The sequence below is a fragment of the Acinetobacter proteolyticus genome (assembly GCF_000367945.1).
GTDB classification, from domain to species: Bacteria; Pseudomonadota; Gammaproteobacteria; order Pseudomonadales; family Moraxellaceae; genus Acinetobacter; species Acinetobacter proteolyticus.
Genome location: NZ_KB849179.1, coordinates 3,106,858 through 3,120,936 on the forward strand (window position 1 = coordinate 3,106,858; position 14,079 = coordinate 3,120,936).

The window sequence follows — 14,079 nt, forward strand, 5'->3', positions numbered from 1 at the left end:
CCTATATTTTAAGACCAAAAAATAATTGAATTTCATTGCATGACAAATTTTGCACAATGCTGTGAATGAGGTGATATAGAGCATGGGGCAAGACAATATTGAGCAGCATCGCCGCTACGTGGCGATTTCTTACGTGTTCATGTTTCTTGCATTATTTACAATAGTGTTTGCGGTGTTTGCATACCTATTAGCAAAGAAAGTTGCGATTGTGGATAATGCCGAAGTATGGATACATGCGCATGCACTCTGGATTATGCGTAATGTGCTGTTATTTTTATTGATGGCTTTCTTCGCAGCACTATGGTTTATTCCCTTGTTCTTTTTTGCCTGGAACAGCGTACTTTGGGTGACCGCGATGACGGTCGCTGGTGTGGTGTTTAGTTCAATTGCTTGGTTATTTTTATTGAATGCTTGGCTGAAAGGGATTGCTAAGTACTTTAAGAATAAAGCTGTTTTCTAAATTTATGGCTTTTTTATTGCAATAGCCCTTGTAAATTTATCGTACAGCCCCTATTAAGGCTCTGTTGACTTTTTTATTACCGAAGTCAGCAGAGCCTATTTGTTTTTTAGATTTAAATAAATTCCGTGAGGAGCATCGCCAACCATGGCTAAACGTGATTATTATGAGGTTTTAGGCGTTTCGAAAACCGCAAGTGATGATGAGATCAAAAAAGCCTATCGTAAGTTGGCGATGAAGTATCATCCAGACCGTAACCCGGACAACGCTGAAGCTGAAGAAAAGTTCAAAGAAGCGGCAGAAGCATATGAAGTGCTTTCTGATGAAGAAAAGCGCAGCATGTATGACCGCGCTGGACATAGCGCCTTTGAAGGTGGCTTTGGTGGCGCAGGTGGTGGCTTCGGCGGTTTTAGCGCAGAAGACATTTTCAGTCAGTTTGGCGATATTTTTGGTGGTGCGTTTGGTGGCGGTGGCCGTCAGCAACAACGTCAACGCCGTGGTTCAGACCTCCGCTATGTGATGGAGCTGACGCTTGAAGAAGCGGTCAAAGGTGTGAAAAAAACCATTACCTTTACTGCACCAGCACCATGTGAAACCTGTGATGGTAAGGGATCTAAAAATCCGAATGATGTTGAAACCTGTCGTACCTGTCATGGTGCGGGTCAAGTGCGCATGCAACAAGGTTTCTTCTCGGTTCAGCAGACCTGTAGTACTTGTCGTGGTCAAGGCAAAATCATCAAGAACCCATGTAGCAGCTGTCATGGTTCAGGTGTAGCAGATCGTCAGCAAACCTTAGAAGTGACCATTCCTGCCGGTGTGGACAATGGTGACCGCGTACGCTTAACCGGTAAAGGTGAAGCGATTCGTGATGGTCAGGCGGGTGACTTATACGTTGAAGTGGTGGTTCGTGAACATGAAGTCTTCCAACGTGACGGTGCAGATCTGTATATGGATGTACCAGTCAGCATTGCCGATGCAGCTTTAGGGAAAGAAATTGAAATTCCGACGCTTGATGGTCGTGTCAGCTTAAAAATTCCAGAAGGAACGCAAACTGGTAAATTATTCCGCTTACGTGGCAAAGGCGTTCGTCCTGTACGTAGCAGCATGGTCGGCGATCTATTGTGCCGTATCGTGGTCGAAACCCCTGTGAATTTAAACAGTCGCCAACGTGAATTATTGAAAGAATTACAAGCCTCGTTTGATGGTGATGGCCATGCTGCATCGCCAAAGAAAAAATCATTCTTTGACCGCTTATTTGATTAATCGGTATTGATAAAAAAACCTGCTGCGGCAGGTTTTTTTATGGGAAATTTTTAGCGCAAGCACAGAGTTTTGCTATAGTAGCTCAATTGTTTAAATAAAAGACTGGGAAATATTATGTCAACTTCTCCACGCATTGGAATCTTGGGTGCAGGCGGACGCATGGGGCGTATTCTGATTCAAGCGGTACAACAAGCCGGCTACCAACTGGCAGCAGCTGTTGAGCGTCCTGAAAGCAGCTTGGTGGGTGCAGATGCTGGAGAACTTGCAGGCATTGGCAACATCGGTGTCAAGATCGTGGGAAGTTTGAGTGATGTATTAAAAGACTGTGATGTGGTGATTGATTTCACGGCACCAGTTGCAACGGAACAGCATTTAAAGCTGTGCCGTGAAGCGGGTGTGGCCATGGTAATCGGTACTACAGGAATGTCGGATGAACAAAAGGCATTTTTAGATGAGACGGCAACCCAGACCCCAGTCGTCTATGCAGCTAACTATTCAGTGGGTGTCAATGTTTCGATTAAATTATTGGAACTCGCAGCGAAAGTGTTTGGTGATACGGTGGATATCGAAATCATTGAAGCGCACCATCGTCATAAAGTCGATGCGCCTTCTGGTACGGCATTTATGATGGGTGAGGCGATTGCCGATACTTTAGGCCGTAATTTAAAAGAAGTGGCGGTGTATGGCCGTGAAGGCTATACCGGCCCGCGTGATCGTCAAACCATTGGTTTTGAAACCATTCGTGGTGGCGATATCGTCGGTGAACATACGGTGATGTTTATTGGTGAAGGTGAGCGTGTTGAAGTAACACACAAAGCCACCAACCGTATGAACTTTGCTTCAGGTGCCGTCCGTGCAGCGGCGTGGGTAGTTGGCCGTGAAGCACGTAAATATGATATGAAAGATGTTTTAGGCTTTAACGAGATTGACGTTTAAAACGTTCCTTTTTTGTACTATAAAAGAGCTTGTTGAGCTTTCTTTCCGAGAGGAGTGAAACAAGCTCTCGTCCTTATTACAACAATTGAGCATGACATGAATAAAAAACATATCGTTCTTGCCACATTGCTCAGTCTCAGCAGCTTTGCGGTGACTGCAGCAACAGATACAGCCAAACTCAGTTTGCATCGGAACAATATTAAGGTTTGGACCTATCAAACAGAAAACAATCCGATTATTCAGTATAAAGCTGAAACCACCTTTGATGTCCCTTTAGAACGTGCTGTAGCGGTGGTACTGGATGTAGAGCGCACACCGCAATGGGTACCCTATGTTGGTAAAGCGCAAATGTTATCTCGGGATGATAAAAAAGGTGAGTTTACCCTGTATATGGTGCTGGACTTCCCATTTCCTTTAAAAGACCGTGATGTGGTGATTAAAGGTAAAATGAGTAAAAATGCGGATGGCAGCATTAGTATTAAAAATAATGCCATTCAGAATAGTTACCCGGAACAACCAGATGTGGTGCGTTTAACCAAATACGCAGGGGATTGGACCTTCCAGAAATTAGGCAATAATAAAGTCAAAGTCACCACCAATGGGTATGCCGATCCTGCAGGTTCGATTCCATTAAGCTTTGTAAATATGTTTGTGCAGCAGCAACCCTATCAAATGCTGATGAAAATGAAAAAGGAAGTGAATAATCCTTTATACGCACAGCCGAAATTGCCGGATGTATTGAAATAATAAAAAAGCCTGATTTCAATCAGGCTTTTTTATTTGTGCTTAAGCTTGAGGACATTGTTTTAGCTGTGGATCTGCTTTTGATGCAAGTTTCATTTGAATGAATACTAGGATTAAGCCGATACCTGCCAATACTGCTCCAATCATGGAGACTGATGCATAATTTAAGCCGAGGCTTAAGACTGCACCACCTGCCGCCGCACCGACGGCATTGCCTAAGTTAAAGGCACCGATATTGACTGAGGAAGCAAGTCCCGAGGCTTCATGTGCAACCGACATCACGCGCATTTGTAAAGGTGGAACAATCGCAAATGCTGCTGCGCCCCAGATCACTAAACCAATGGCTGCGCCCAGTTGTGATTGAGCAAGAATTGGGAAAAACAGCATCAATGTAATCAGTAAGGCCAAGAAACCAATCAGGGTTTTGTCTACCGAGATATCGGCAAATTTACCACCAAAATGGTTACCAATGGAGAAACCAATCCCGATCAAGACCAACATCATGGTGATAAAGGTCGGAGAGGCATGGGTGAACTCAACCAAGCTTGGCGCGATGTAGGTGTATAGGGTAAACATCGCCGAAGCACCAAATACTGTGGTTAAGAGTGCCAACACCACAGGCAGGCGAGTCAGAACTTTGAGTTCCATTTTCACATTCGGTTTTTGACCGACCGATCCCGCAGGCAATGCTTTCCAGAGCGATAGCATGGTGACAACACCGAGTGCTGAAATCGCAAGGAAAGACATGCGCCAGCCAATATTTTGTCCCACCCATGTTGCGAGTGGTACACCACCAATATTGGCGATGGTGAGGCCCATAAACATGGTGGCCACCGCACTGGCCTGTTTATTTGCTGGAACAACACTGGCGGCCACCACAGAGCCAATTCCGAAGAAGGCACCGTGATTCAGACTGGTAATCAGGCGAGCGCCCATTAAACTCATATAGTTGGGTGCAAAGGCTGCGATCAGGTTACCAATGGTGAAGATCGCCATCAGTAAAATCAGGGCATTACGACGGGCAAAGCCACCAAACCATAAGGTCATGATTGGCGCACCGAGCATCACGCCCAATGCATACCCCGTAATCAGCATGCCTGCACTTGGGATCGACACCCCGAGATCATTGGCAATATTAGGCAACAGACCCATTGGAGAGAACTCTGTTGTTCCAATTGCAAATGCACCAATGGCCAGTGCCAGCAAAGGAAGGTTGATGCGGCTGCTCATTTTATTTGTCCCATTCAGGCGCAAATGGTTCAGGACTCACTTCTCGACCATTACGTTCAAGTTGAGCGATCAGCTGCATTTCCTCTGCACTTAAAGTTAAGTCTTGTGCTTTTAAGTTACTGATCAGGTTTTCACGTTTTGTTGACGATGGAATTACAGCAAAACCATTTTGTAAGGCCCAGGCCAATGCCACTTGTGCGGTGGTTGCCTGATGTTGTGCTGCAATTTCAAGTAAGGTTGGGTCACTCAGTACTTTGCCATATGCCAGTGTCATATATGAGGTCACGTCAATGTTTTGTTCACGTAAAAAATTGACCAAGGTGCGGTTCTGCAAATAAGGACTGAGTTCAATCTGGTTGGTGGCAATGTGTTCTACACCAATGCTATCAATCGCTTGTTGGGTCAAGGCGATATTAAAGTTTGAAATCCCGATTTGTTTAGTCAAACCCTGTTGTTTCGCTTCTAATAACAATTGCATCACGCTTGGGATGGAGACACCCAGTGCTGGAGCTGGCCAGTGGATCAAGGTGAGATCAACGGCATCGGTACGAAGTTTTTGTAAGCTGTCTTTTAAGCTGGGAATAAACTTATCTTCAGCAAAATTATCGACCCAGATTTTTGTGGTTAAGAATAAATCGTGACGAGCCACACCGCTTTCGGCAATGGCTTGGCCAACCGCAGCTTCGTTTTCATAAATTTGTGCAGTATCGATGGCACGGTAACCTACTTCTAGAGCGGTTTTAACTGAATCAATCACTGCTTGATCTTTAAGACGGAAAGTACCTAAACCAAATTGAGGGATATGCATATTTTTCACCTAATCTTTTTTCATGCTCTAAAGAGCTGTTTTGTGGATGGCTGTTATTTTGCGATGATTATTGTTGCTAAAAAATAGAGGAATTTGCAAAATACAGTTGACTAAATATCAATAATTGAGAGGGTGGTAATGAAGTCTACGGTAGAAGAACTGCTTGCTTTTATGACCATCGTCGATACAGGTTCATTTATTGCCGCTGCTGAACGACTGGGGCAGACGGCATCTGGACTGAGTCGCTCGTTGAGCCGTTTAGAATCCAAGCTCGAAGTGACCTTACTAGAACGGACCACGCGAAAATTAAAGCTCACTCAAGAAGGCCAGCAGTTTCTGCAACATGCCCGCAAAATCCTGAGTGATTTAAATGCCGCCGAAGAAGCATTACAGAAATCAGATCAGGATACTTCGGGGGTGATTCGGATTGACTCAGCCACACCTTTTATTTTGCATGTGATTACGCCATTGGTACACAAGTTTCGGCAGTGTTATCCCAATATTGAAATCGAGTTGAATAGTAATGATTTGGTGATTGATCTACTGGAACATAAAACCGATGTGGCGTTTCGTTTTGGTGAATTGCATGATTCCAGCTTACACGCCAAATTGGTGTGTAAAAGTCGTATCTATATTGTTGCCAGCCCTGAATATCTAAAACGCAAGGGCACACCTTTACAGCCGCAAGCATTGCCTGAACATGATGTGATTGGTTTTACCCGTCCAACCTATATCAACACTTGGCCGATTAAAATTGAGGGTGAATATTTTCAAGCACAACCTAAAGTCAGAGCGTCCAGTGGTGAAACGGTCCGACAACTCTGTTTGCGTGGGCAGGGGATTGCTCGACTGTCTGAATTTGAAATCTGGCAGGACATTCGAGAAGGTCGCCTTGAGGCCTTGTTTGAGGACCAGATCGAACATTCTTATCAAAGCATCCATGCGGTTTATTATCAACAAGAGCACTTGCCGAAACGGGTCCGTTTATTTATTGAGTTTTTGACTGAGCAACTAAGTCAAGGCTTCTCGGTTTGCCAATAGCTTGATTTTGAAGTTGTACATTCAGCACCGGAATTGACGGTCCTGTTTTTTGTATCACGGAAACAACAATATGTTGCTGCTGTAGCTTGCATTCAAGTTCGACTGTTGGCAGAAAGGTACTTGAGAGCATCACGCCATTTTCATTGGGCTTCTTATAGGTCAGTTTGATGATACGGGTCTGCTCAGGGGCTTCACTTTTCTCCATTTTCCATAATTCATAGGTCGATTGGTTTTGAATTTGCAGATATCCCTGTGAGAGTGATTTACACACTTGTTGTTGCTGATAAGTAGCTTGGTCAGACAGATTGCAGCCTGTAAATAAAATGGCGCTGAATATAAATAAAATATTATTTTTCATGGTTTTATCCTTTGGTTGTTGATTTTTATAGCTTAACGGTGTTGTATAAACCAATACAGATACAGAAATTTATAAAAAAGCAGTACAGAGATGAGCTTCCAATATCAACGTTTAGCAGAACAGCTGGCGCATAAAATCTACCAGCATGAGTTACAGCCACAACAGAAGTTAAGTTCTTTAAGGGAATTTGCACGTCAGCAAAGTGTCAGCCTGAGTACAGCGCAACAGTGTTACGAGCTACTGGAAGCCAAAGGGTTAATTTATGTCAAAGCCAAATCGGGCTATTTTGTCAATTCGAGACAATATCAAAGTGCCGTGCCTGACAGTCCTAATTTTGAATCTAAGGCGAGACAAGTTTCAAATTTAGATCTGCAAAACCAAATTCAGACCGCTTCAATTCAACACAATTTAACCCCTTTGGGGGCGATTCAATTGTCTCCGCATTTGATTCCTGTGGATGGGCTGCGTCGCTCTCTACAACGCGCGCTCAAGCATTGTCAGCCTGAAGATTTTTTATATTGTAATAAACAGGGTCATCAGCATTTACGCCAAGCGTTGTCAGACCATTGGCGTGAAGATGGAATTTATGTCGCCACCGAAGATATTTTTATTAGCAATGGCTGTATGCCAGCTTTATCACTGCTAATCCAACAGATTAGCAAAGAAGGTGATAGTATTTTAATTCCAACCCCGACCTTTAATGGTCAGCTGCAAATGTTGGCCAGCCTGAAGCGCAACATTATTGAAATTCCTGCCGATCATCGTGGGGTTGATCTGGAACGTTTAGAGTTTTTTATGCAACAGGGCAGTGCCAAACTGTGTTTGCTGACCGCCAATTTTCAGAATCCTTTGGGTTATTGTCTGAGCAATGAACAGAAACAGCAGATCGCGCAACTGGCACAAAAATATCAATGCTTTATCTTGGAAGATGATATTTATGGCGAATGCAGTTTCCAAAAAGAACGCCCTTTGCCAATTCGTTATTGGGATCAGGAAGGTTATGTGATCTGGTGTGGTTCGGTCTCTAAATCATTATCGACCGCCTATCGGGTCGGATGGTTCTGTTTAGGGCGGCAATTACAACATTTACGTCCGCAGTTGTTAGCCAATAACGTTGGGGTGAATACGCCATTACAGTTAGGTTTAGCAGACTTTATTTATAGCCGTGGTTATCGGGAGCATTTAGACCGACTGAGACCCAAGTTGATGCAGCAAGTGGAGCAGTACCGAGCGTATATTTTAGAGCGCTTTCACGGTATTCCGATTGCGCTGAGCCAGTCACAAGGTGGGTATGCATTATGGTTACAGCTTCCAGACAGCATTACGGGGTTGGAACTCTATTATTTGGCGCAAGCGCAGGGGATCAACATTGTGCCTGGCGAAGTGTTTGGTGAAGATCGCCGTTATCAGCATTTTATCCGCTTAAATGCCGGTCATGCGTTAACAGCAGAAATCCGCCAAGCGATTCAACAGTTGGCGGATTGGGTACGGCAGAGTATGAACTAGTCGAAGTCTGCTTTGAGTACGATGCGATAACGTGCTTGGCCTGAATGCAGACGTTCAATCGCTTCATTCAGTTGCGACATCGGAAATAGCTCAATCTGTGGCGCAATGTTTTTACGTGCGGCAAATTGCAGCAGTTGGCGTAGCGCCAAAGGTGAACCTGTAGGCGACGCAGTCACCGATTTGGCGCCACTCATGATTGCCCCGACGGCAACAGGGATGGGTTCTAAAGTAATCCCCAAGAAATGCAGGCTACCATTCGGTGCAAGGGTATTCAGATAGGCTTGCCAGTTCAACGTCACATTGACGGTACTGAGCAATAAATCGAACTTGCCTCGTTGTGTCTTGATCGCTTGAGCATCACGACTATTGACCACGTGGTCAGCCCCCATGGCTTTCAGTTCTTCAGTTTTATCTGGATTAGAACTAAAGGCGGTGATTTCACAGCCCCATGCTTTGAGTAGTTTAATCGCGATATGGCCTAAGCCACCAATACCAATCACACCCACATGATGTGTGGCTTGGATTTTGTGTTTCAGTAAGGGATCGAATACCGTGATGCCTCCACAAAGTAGCGGGCCAGCACTTTCAGGGTCTAAATCATCTGGAAGGGGAATGACCCATTGCCAACCTGCACGAACTTTGTCGGCAAAACCACCAGCATGCCCAACGATGGTAGCAGTTCTTTCGCCAGTACAGAGCACCTGATTACCCCCGATACAGGGATCACAGGCTTGGCAGGTTTCAGCGGTCCAACCAATCCCTACCCGTTGACCAATTCTCAACCCTTTGGCTTCTGATCCCAGTGCAACGATGGTACCAATGATTTCATGCCCAGCCACAGCAGGATAAACTGACGACTGCCATTCATTATTAATCACGGATAGATCGGAGTGGCACAGACCACAATATTCAACTTTGACTTCAACTTGATGGGCTTTTAAGTCTCCCGCATCAAATTGGTAGGGCACCACTTGCTCACCTGCTTGCATTGCAGCATAAGCGCGAATTTGATTATTGCTCATTGGAACTCCCATTCAAAGAAAATCGATGATGATTGGTTATTTAAATTGGCAATCATTTTCATGGTCATTGACCATACCCACCGCCTGCATAAAAGCGTAGCAGGTGGTTGGGCCCACAAATTTAAAGCCACGTTTTTTTAAGGTTTTGGAGAGTTTTTGACTCAGCTCAGTTTGTGCAGGTGCTTCGCGGTAATTCACGACATCATTATGTTCAGTTTGATGATCGACGAAATTCCACAGCCAAGCGGGCACATCTTCGACTTCATCTTTGAGTTTGAGCCAAGCAATGGCATTATCGCGGATGGCTTTGAGCTTACCAATATGACGAATTAAACCTGCATCGCTGAGTTTGAGTTCAAGTTGATCATCGGTGAGTGCTGCGACTTCTGCGATGGAATGCTGAAAGAAATGTGAGCGATAGTGCTCGCGTTTTTTCAGGACCGTGATCCATGATAAACCTGCTTGCTGTCCTTCCAGACAGAGCATTTCAAACAAGTGAGTTTCATCGTGTTGAGGCTTGCCCCATTCTTGATCATGGTAAGCCATATAGAGGGGATCATCGGAGCACCAGCCACAGCGTTGAATTGTCATATTAGATGCTCCTTGTTGTTATTTGAACAGTATAATTTAAAGTTGGAAGGCCACCCATTCATTTGGGCGGGTATCCCAATAATACAATTCTGCATCGGTTAAATCAGCAAATTTAAGCCAAAAGTCTTTACCTGATTTATCGGCAAAGCCAGTACTGATCAGCAAGGCATCTTCAGTAATTTCCATAATCCAACCCTGATAGCTGGTGCCATTCAGGATGATTTTTTGCTGATTTCCAGACTCAGCAAATTCAACCAGACGTTCAATCAATGCTTCTGACATTGTGTGTTCCTAACGTAAATATGGGTATGGGTTGACTGCACCACGCCCTTTGCCATTTAAATAAATTCCGTAGTGTAAATGCGGAGCGGTATAACGCGCATTGCCGGTATTGCCCACGTAACCGATCAGATCACCTTTACGAACATAATCTCCTATATTGAGACCACGTTTATGTCCATCCAGATGCGCATAATAGTGCCAAGAGCCTGCCGGACCCATGATCCAGATCACCTTGCCACCTAAATTATTATTACGTAAATCAGCAACTAAGCCTTCGGTCGCACTATACACTTTCGTACCGCGCTCCGCCATGATATCGATGCCTTCATGACTACGGCCCTGACTTCGTGCCGCGCCCCAAGTATCCCGTAATTCGTTTCGACTCACACCTTTGACAGGCACAGGGAGGCGGCTGTCTAAACGCATGCTCTTGAGCTTGTTCACCTGAGCATTGGGTAAGGGAGTAGGTTTCTTTGGGGTGGTGGCACATGCTGAGAGTAAAACCATCAGCACGCCAAGAACGGTATAGGAAATCGAATGACGCACACAAACTCCTTGCGTTTTGAGCTACAGCTTTGAAGGGGTTAAGCCTTTTGTTTTGCTGTGATCAATTTTTTCATGGCTGTTGGAATGCCTTTGGCAATCGCAGTTTCTGGACTGAGCCATATGCCATTTAATTCGATGCTGAGTTGTTCTTTTTGATCGTGTTCCACGTGGAACAACTTTTCATGCAGCAACCAAGTAAAGTGAGTAAAGCTATGGCTAATCTGCAAAGATGATACTTGAGCTTGTAGTTTAAAGTGCTGTTCAATCTGTTGTAATTCGGTTGCTTGCTCGATGATCGGGAGACAATACAGTCCCCCCCAAAGTCCATGTGCTTCACGTTGTTGCCACAGCCATTCATTACCGGACTGAATCAGGAGTACATTCGCCGTTCTGACGGGAACAGGTTTCTTGGCTTTTTTAAACGGCAGTTCCTGTTCTAAGCCTTGTTGATAGGCCTGACAGTGTTGCTGCATGGGACAGTATAAACATAATGGTTTTTTGGGAGTACACACGGTTGCACCCAAGTCCATAATCGCTTGGGTATAATCATGATTGCGCTCTTCTGGGCAGAGCTGTTCCGCAATTTGCCAGAGTGTTCGTTCATGTTGAGGTTTAGATAGATCATCTTCGATGGCGAGGAAACGCGCCAATACACGTTTCACGTTGCCATCCATAATTACGCCATATTGACGTAAGCCAAGTGACATGAGCGCACCAGCGGTGGAGCGGCCAATGCCTGGTAATTCGATCCACTGTTCTAAAGTTTCAGGGAAGTGACCCTGTAGACTGACGATACCTGCCGCTTTGTGCAGGTTACGGGCACGAGCATAGTAACCGAGGCCTGCCCAATAAGGTGCGACATCATCCCAACTGGCTTGACCAAGGCTGTCGACTGTTGGAAAACGTTGAATAAAACGGTCGAAATATTGCAGTACAGTTTTGACCTGCGTCTGTTGCAGCATGATTTCTGAGACCCAAACTTTGTAGGGATCATCGGCCACTTGCCACGGCAGGTCGTGACGACCGTGTTGGTCGAACCATGTAAGTAGTGCATCAGAAAATGAGAAATCAGACATCAATCAGAACAGTAACAAGCAGAGGCGTAGTATAGCGGAAATAGGTTTTTTAGGCGTTAAAATTCTGTTGGAACATAAACGAGGTGTAGGTCATCAAAGATATGGTTTGAAATTCGATGAGAACTTGGCAAGACTCCGTTAAGTTTGCACTGCTCCATTATTTGAAAGTTTATCTATTGACGTGCAGGTGATGCCTTACTTTTGATGGGGCATGAGTTGCGAATAAAGCAACGCAAGGCAAAACCCTTTCGCAGCTTTAGTCCCTGCTCATTGACTGACATTACATCCTTGTAATGCAGCCAAACAGACGACATCCATGTCGCCTTTATTCCAGTAAACGCTTAGGAGCGTCTAAATTTTGGATTTGCCCCAGCATTGTGATTAAGAGCTTAATGGACTTAATTATTTGATTTAAAAGTTCGCCTAGATGTCCTTTGATAAGCTTTCAAATCACTTTAAATGTTTATCTAACAGCTCATACATCGCCTCAAGACCTTGACGTTCTGCTTCTGCGTTATAGCCTAAGTCAACGTTGTTGGCTTTGGCACGTTCATCTGCAAGTGGGTTACTAAAACCATGTTTGGCATCTTCAAAAATAATCACCTCATGATCCACGCCAGCCTCATGCATTTCCTGACGGAAGCTTGCCACATTATCCAAGGTCACCATGCTATCCAATTCACCATGTAGGACTAAAATCTCGGCTTTAACTTTGCCTTTCTCTGCAGGAGCTTTCGGACTTAATATCGCATGAAACGTGACAACGGCTTTGATATCAGCACCTGAACGCGCCAAATCTAGCACCACTTTACCGCCATAGCAGAACCCAACCGCTGCCAATTTGTCGGCATTGACTTCTGCTTGAGCCGCTAAAGCATTTAAGCCTGCTTGAGCACGGTCAACAATGGTATCGGCATGCTCAAAAGTTTGGTTCATCCATTCAGAGGCTTGTGGAACAGCTGTGGTCACTTTTTTATCGCCATACATATCAATCGCAAGGGCAGCAAAACCATGTTCCGCAAGCTCACGGGCACGTTGCTCAGTATATGCATTGCGCCCCCACCATTCCGGTGCAACAATCACCCCAGCAACAGGCATATCAATTGCAGGTGCGGCGAAATAACCAATGAGGCGTTGACCATCGGGAGCGGTATATTCAATTTCACGTGTGTTAATCGGGAAGCTCATTCTATAATCCTGATCTGTATTTTTAGAATGCCTTGATTAAAACATAAAAAAGAAAATGGATGACATCGTAAAAACATAATAAATACGCTTGATTTAACGATGATCAAAAATGAAAAAAGAAGAATACTAAGATTCTTCTTTTTATGTTTTAGGTAGGTCGAAACAACTAGACTTTGCCTCTGGATAAGAAGCCGACAATTGCTAAGATGACGGCAACAACCAATAAGATTACCGCGAAATCTTTGGATAAACCTGCTACGCCACCAAAACCTAATAGACTGGCAATGAGTGCGATGACTGCAAAAATAATGGCCCAACGGAACATGTCGTGTTCTCCTAATTTTTCATTATGCGTTCACTATAGCGTGTGTTTTTTGCACAAAATGTGGTGTTTATGTGGTTTAAATGTTTAATACTTAAAGAAGTGTTAAATCAATTAAAAGAGATTGAAGTCAGCAAAGCAAAGATAAATGCTATAATAAGAAGCTTATTTTTTAGTATTGAAAGCTCTGTATGTCCGTTGAATTGCGCCCCAACTTTTGGGAACACTATCCGCTTGATCAGCTCAGCAATGCGGAGTGGGAGGCATTGTGCGACGGCTGCGGTTTATGTTGTTTGATCAAGTTAGAAGATGAAGAAAGCGCAGAGGTTGCGTATACCAAAGTGGCATGCAAATTACTGGACTGTAAAACCGCGCGTTGTTCCGATTATCCTAACCGCCAACAGCAAGTGCCTGATTGCATCCAATTAACCCCAGAGCGACTCAGCACCATTTCTTGGTTGCCGCCAAGTTGTGCCTACCGTCGATTAAGTGAGGGTAAGAATTTACCTTCTTGGCATTATCTGAATACAGGTTCACGTCAAAGTGTGATCAAGGCAAAGAAGTCAGCGGCAGGGCGTTGTATTTCAGAAACTGAAATCGATGAAGAACAGATTGAAGATTATATTGTGCGTTGGATTCGTTAATAGCGGTGCAACTCATCAATAAGACAGGGTGATCATAAAAACAACACTTTTGCAGTATTTTTATT

Annotated in this window: 17 protein-coding genes; 7 read left to right on the forward strand and 10 right to left on the reverse strand. The window is 44.5% G+C overall.

From position 1 onward, the window contains the following. Positions 1-82 precede the first annotated feature (82 nt). The 4 genes from F993_RS02685 to F993_RS02670 all read left to right on the forward strand — a co-directional run bounded on the left by F993_RS02685 (position 83) and on the right by F993_RS02670 (position 3,403). The gene (locus F993_RS02685) at positions 83-460 is read left to right on the forward strand and encodes a hypothetical protein (protein WP_004656931.1); all 378 of its coding nucleotides are present in this window, start codon (positions 83-85) and stop codon (positions 458-460) included. Positions 461-604: 144 nt separating this feature from the next. Then, positions 605-1,720, forward strand: a complete 1,116-nt coding sequence (dnaJ, locus tag F993_RS02680) for a molecular chaperone DnaJ (RefSeq protein ID WP_004656932.1) — start codon at positions 605-607, stop codon at positions 1,718-1,720. Between the two features lie 114 nt (positions 1,721-1,834). After that, a complete protein-coding gene (dapB, locus tag F993_RS02675; RefSeq protein WP_004656934.1) occupies positions 1,835-2,656 on the forward strand; it encodes a 4-hydroxy-tetrahydrodipicolinate reductase in 822 nt (273 codons plus the stop codon). A 96-nt stretch (positions 2,657-2,752) separates the two neighbouring features. Then, positions 2,753-3,403, forward strand: a complete 651-nt coding sequence (locus tag F993_RS02670; protein WP_004656935.1) for an START domain-containing protein — start codon at positions 2,753-2,755, stop codon at positions 3,401-3,403. Positions 3,404-3,442: 39 nt separating this feature from the next. Here F993_RS02670 and F993_RS02665 read toward each other — a convergent pair whose 3' ends face one another. Both F993_RS02665 and dkgB read right to left on the reverse strand, forming a co-directional pair. Beyond that, complete coding sequence (locus F993_RS02665) at positions 3,443-4,630, reverse strand: MFS transporter (RefSeq protein WP_004656937.1); 1,188 nt, start codon at positions 4,628-4,630, stop codon at positions 3,443-3,445. 1 nt (position 4,631) lies between these two features. Continuing rightward, a complete protein-coding gene (gene dkgB / locus F993_RS02660; RefSeq protein WP_004656938.1) occupies positions 4,632-5,438 on the reverse strand; it encodes a 2,5-didehydrogluconate reductase DkgB in 807 nt (268 codons plus the stop codon). Between the two features lie 138 nt (positions 5,439-5,576). Here dkgB and F993_RS02655 point away from each other — a divergent pair, with 138 nt between their 5' ends. After that, on the forward strand, positions 5,577-6,479 hold the full coding sequence (locus F993_RS02655; RefSeq protein WP_004656940.1) for a LysR family transcriptional regulator: 903 nt from the start codon (positions 5,577-5,579) through the stop codon (positions 6,477-6,479). Here F993_RS02655 and F993_RS02650 read toward each other — a convergent pair. Next, positions 6,427-6,837: a hypothetical protein gene (locus F993_RS02650; RefSeq protein WP_004656942.1), complete on the reverse strand. Its 411-nt coding sequence runs from the start codon at positions 6,835-6,837 to the stop codon at positions 6,427-6,429. The two genes, F993_RS02655 and F993_RS02650, sit on opposite strands and share 53 nt — an antisense overlap. A 90-nt stretch (positions 6,838-6,927) precedes the next feature. Here F993_RS02650 and F993_RS02645 point away from each other — a divergent pair, with 90 nt between their 5' ends. After that, the gene (locus tag F993_RS02645) at positions 6,928-8,343 is read left to right on the forward strand and encodes an aminotransferase-like domain-containing protein (protein ID WP_004656943.1); all 1,416 of its coding nucleotides are present in this window, start codon (positions 6,928-6,930) and stop codon (positions 8,341-8,343) included. Here F993_RS02645 and ahr read toward each other — a convergent pair. From ahr to F993_RS20260, 7 genes are all read right to left on the reverse strand, one after another. After that, the gene (gene ahr, locus F993_RS02640) at positions 8,340-9,365 is read right to left on the reverse strand and encodes an NADPH-dependent aldehyde reductase Ahr (RefSeq protein WP_004656945.1); all 1,026 of its coding nucleotides are present in this window, start codon (positions 9,363-9,365) and stop codon (positions 8,340-8,342) included. The genes F993_RS02645 and ahr overlap by 4 nt on opposite strands. Positions 9,366-9,401: 36 nt before the next feature. Then, on the reverse strand, positions 9,402-9,956 hold the full coding sequence (locus tag F993_RS02635) for a DNA-3-methyladenine glycosylase I (RefSeq protein ID WP_004656947.1): 555 nt from the start codon (positions 9,954-9,956) through the stop codon (positions 9,402-9,404). 36 nt (positions 9,957-9,992) lie between these two features. Next, positions 9,993-10,238: a hypothetical protein gene (locus tag F993_RS02630; RefSeq protein WP_004656948.1), complete on the reverse strand. Its 246-nt coding sequence runs from the start codon at positions 10,236-10,238 to the stop codon at positions 9,993-9,995. A gap of 9 nt (positions 10,239-10,247) precedes the next feature. After that, positions 10,248-10,745 carry a M23 family metallopeptidase gene (locus tag F993_RS02625; RefSeq protein WP_407637370.1) on the reverse strand — a complete coding sequence of 166 codons (498 nt, stop codon included), beginning with the start codon at positions 10,743-10,745 and terminating at the stop codon, positions 10,248-10,250. A 77-nt stretch (positions 10,746-10,822) separates the two neighbouring features. Further along, positions 10,823-11,860: an A/G-specific adenine glycosylase gene (gene mutY / locus F993_RS02620; RefSeq protein WP_004656952.1), complete on the reverse strand. Its 1,038-nt coding sequence runs from the start codon at positions 11,858-11,860 to the stop codon at positions 10,823-10,825. A gap of 450 nt (positions 11,861-12,310) precedes the next feature. Further along, entirely contained in the window at positions 12,311-13,048 is a 738-nt protein-coding gene (locus F993_RS02615; protein WP_004656954.1) for a dienelactone hydrolase family protein, read from the reverse strand. Between the two features lie 166 nt (positions 13,049-13,214). Continuing rightward, the gene (locus F993_RS20260; RefSeq protein WP_004656956.1) at positions 13,215-13,373 is read right to left on the reverse strand and encodes a DUF1328 domain-containing protein; all 159 of its coding nucleotides are present in this window, start codon (positions 13,371-13,373) and stop codon (positions 13,215-13,217) included. A 188-nt stretch (positions 13,374-13,561) separates the two neighbouring features. On the opposite strand from F993_RS20260, the gene F993_RS02605 reads away from it, so the two are divergent. Beyond that, positions 13,562-14,014, forward strand: coding sequence for a YcgN family cysteine cluster protein (locus F993_RS02605; RefSeq protein WP_004656958.1), 453 nt, complete (start codon positions 13,562-13,564; stop codon positions 14,012-14,014). The last annotated feature ends 65 nt before the right edge of the window (positions 14,015-14,079 follow it).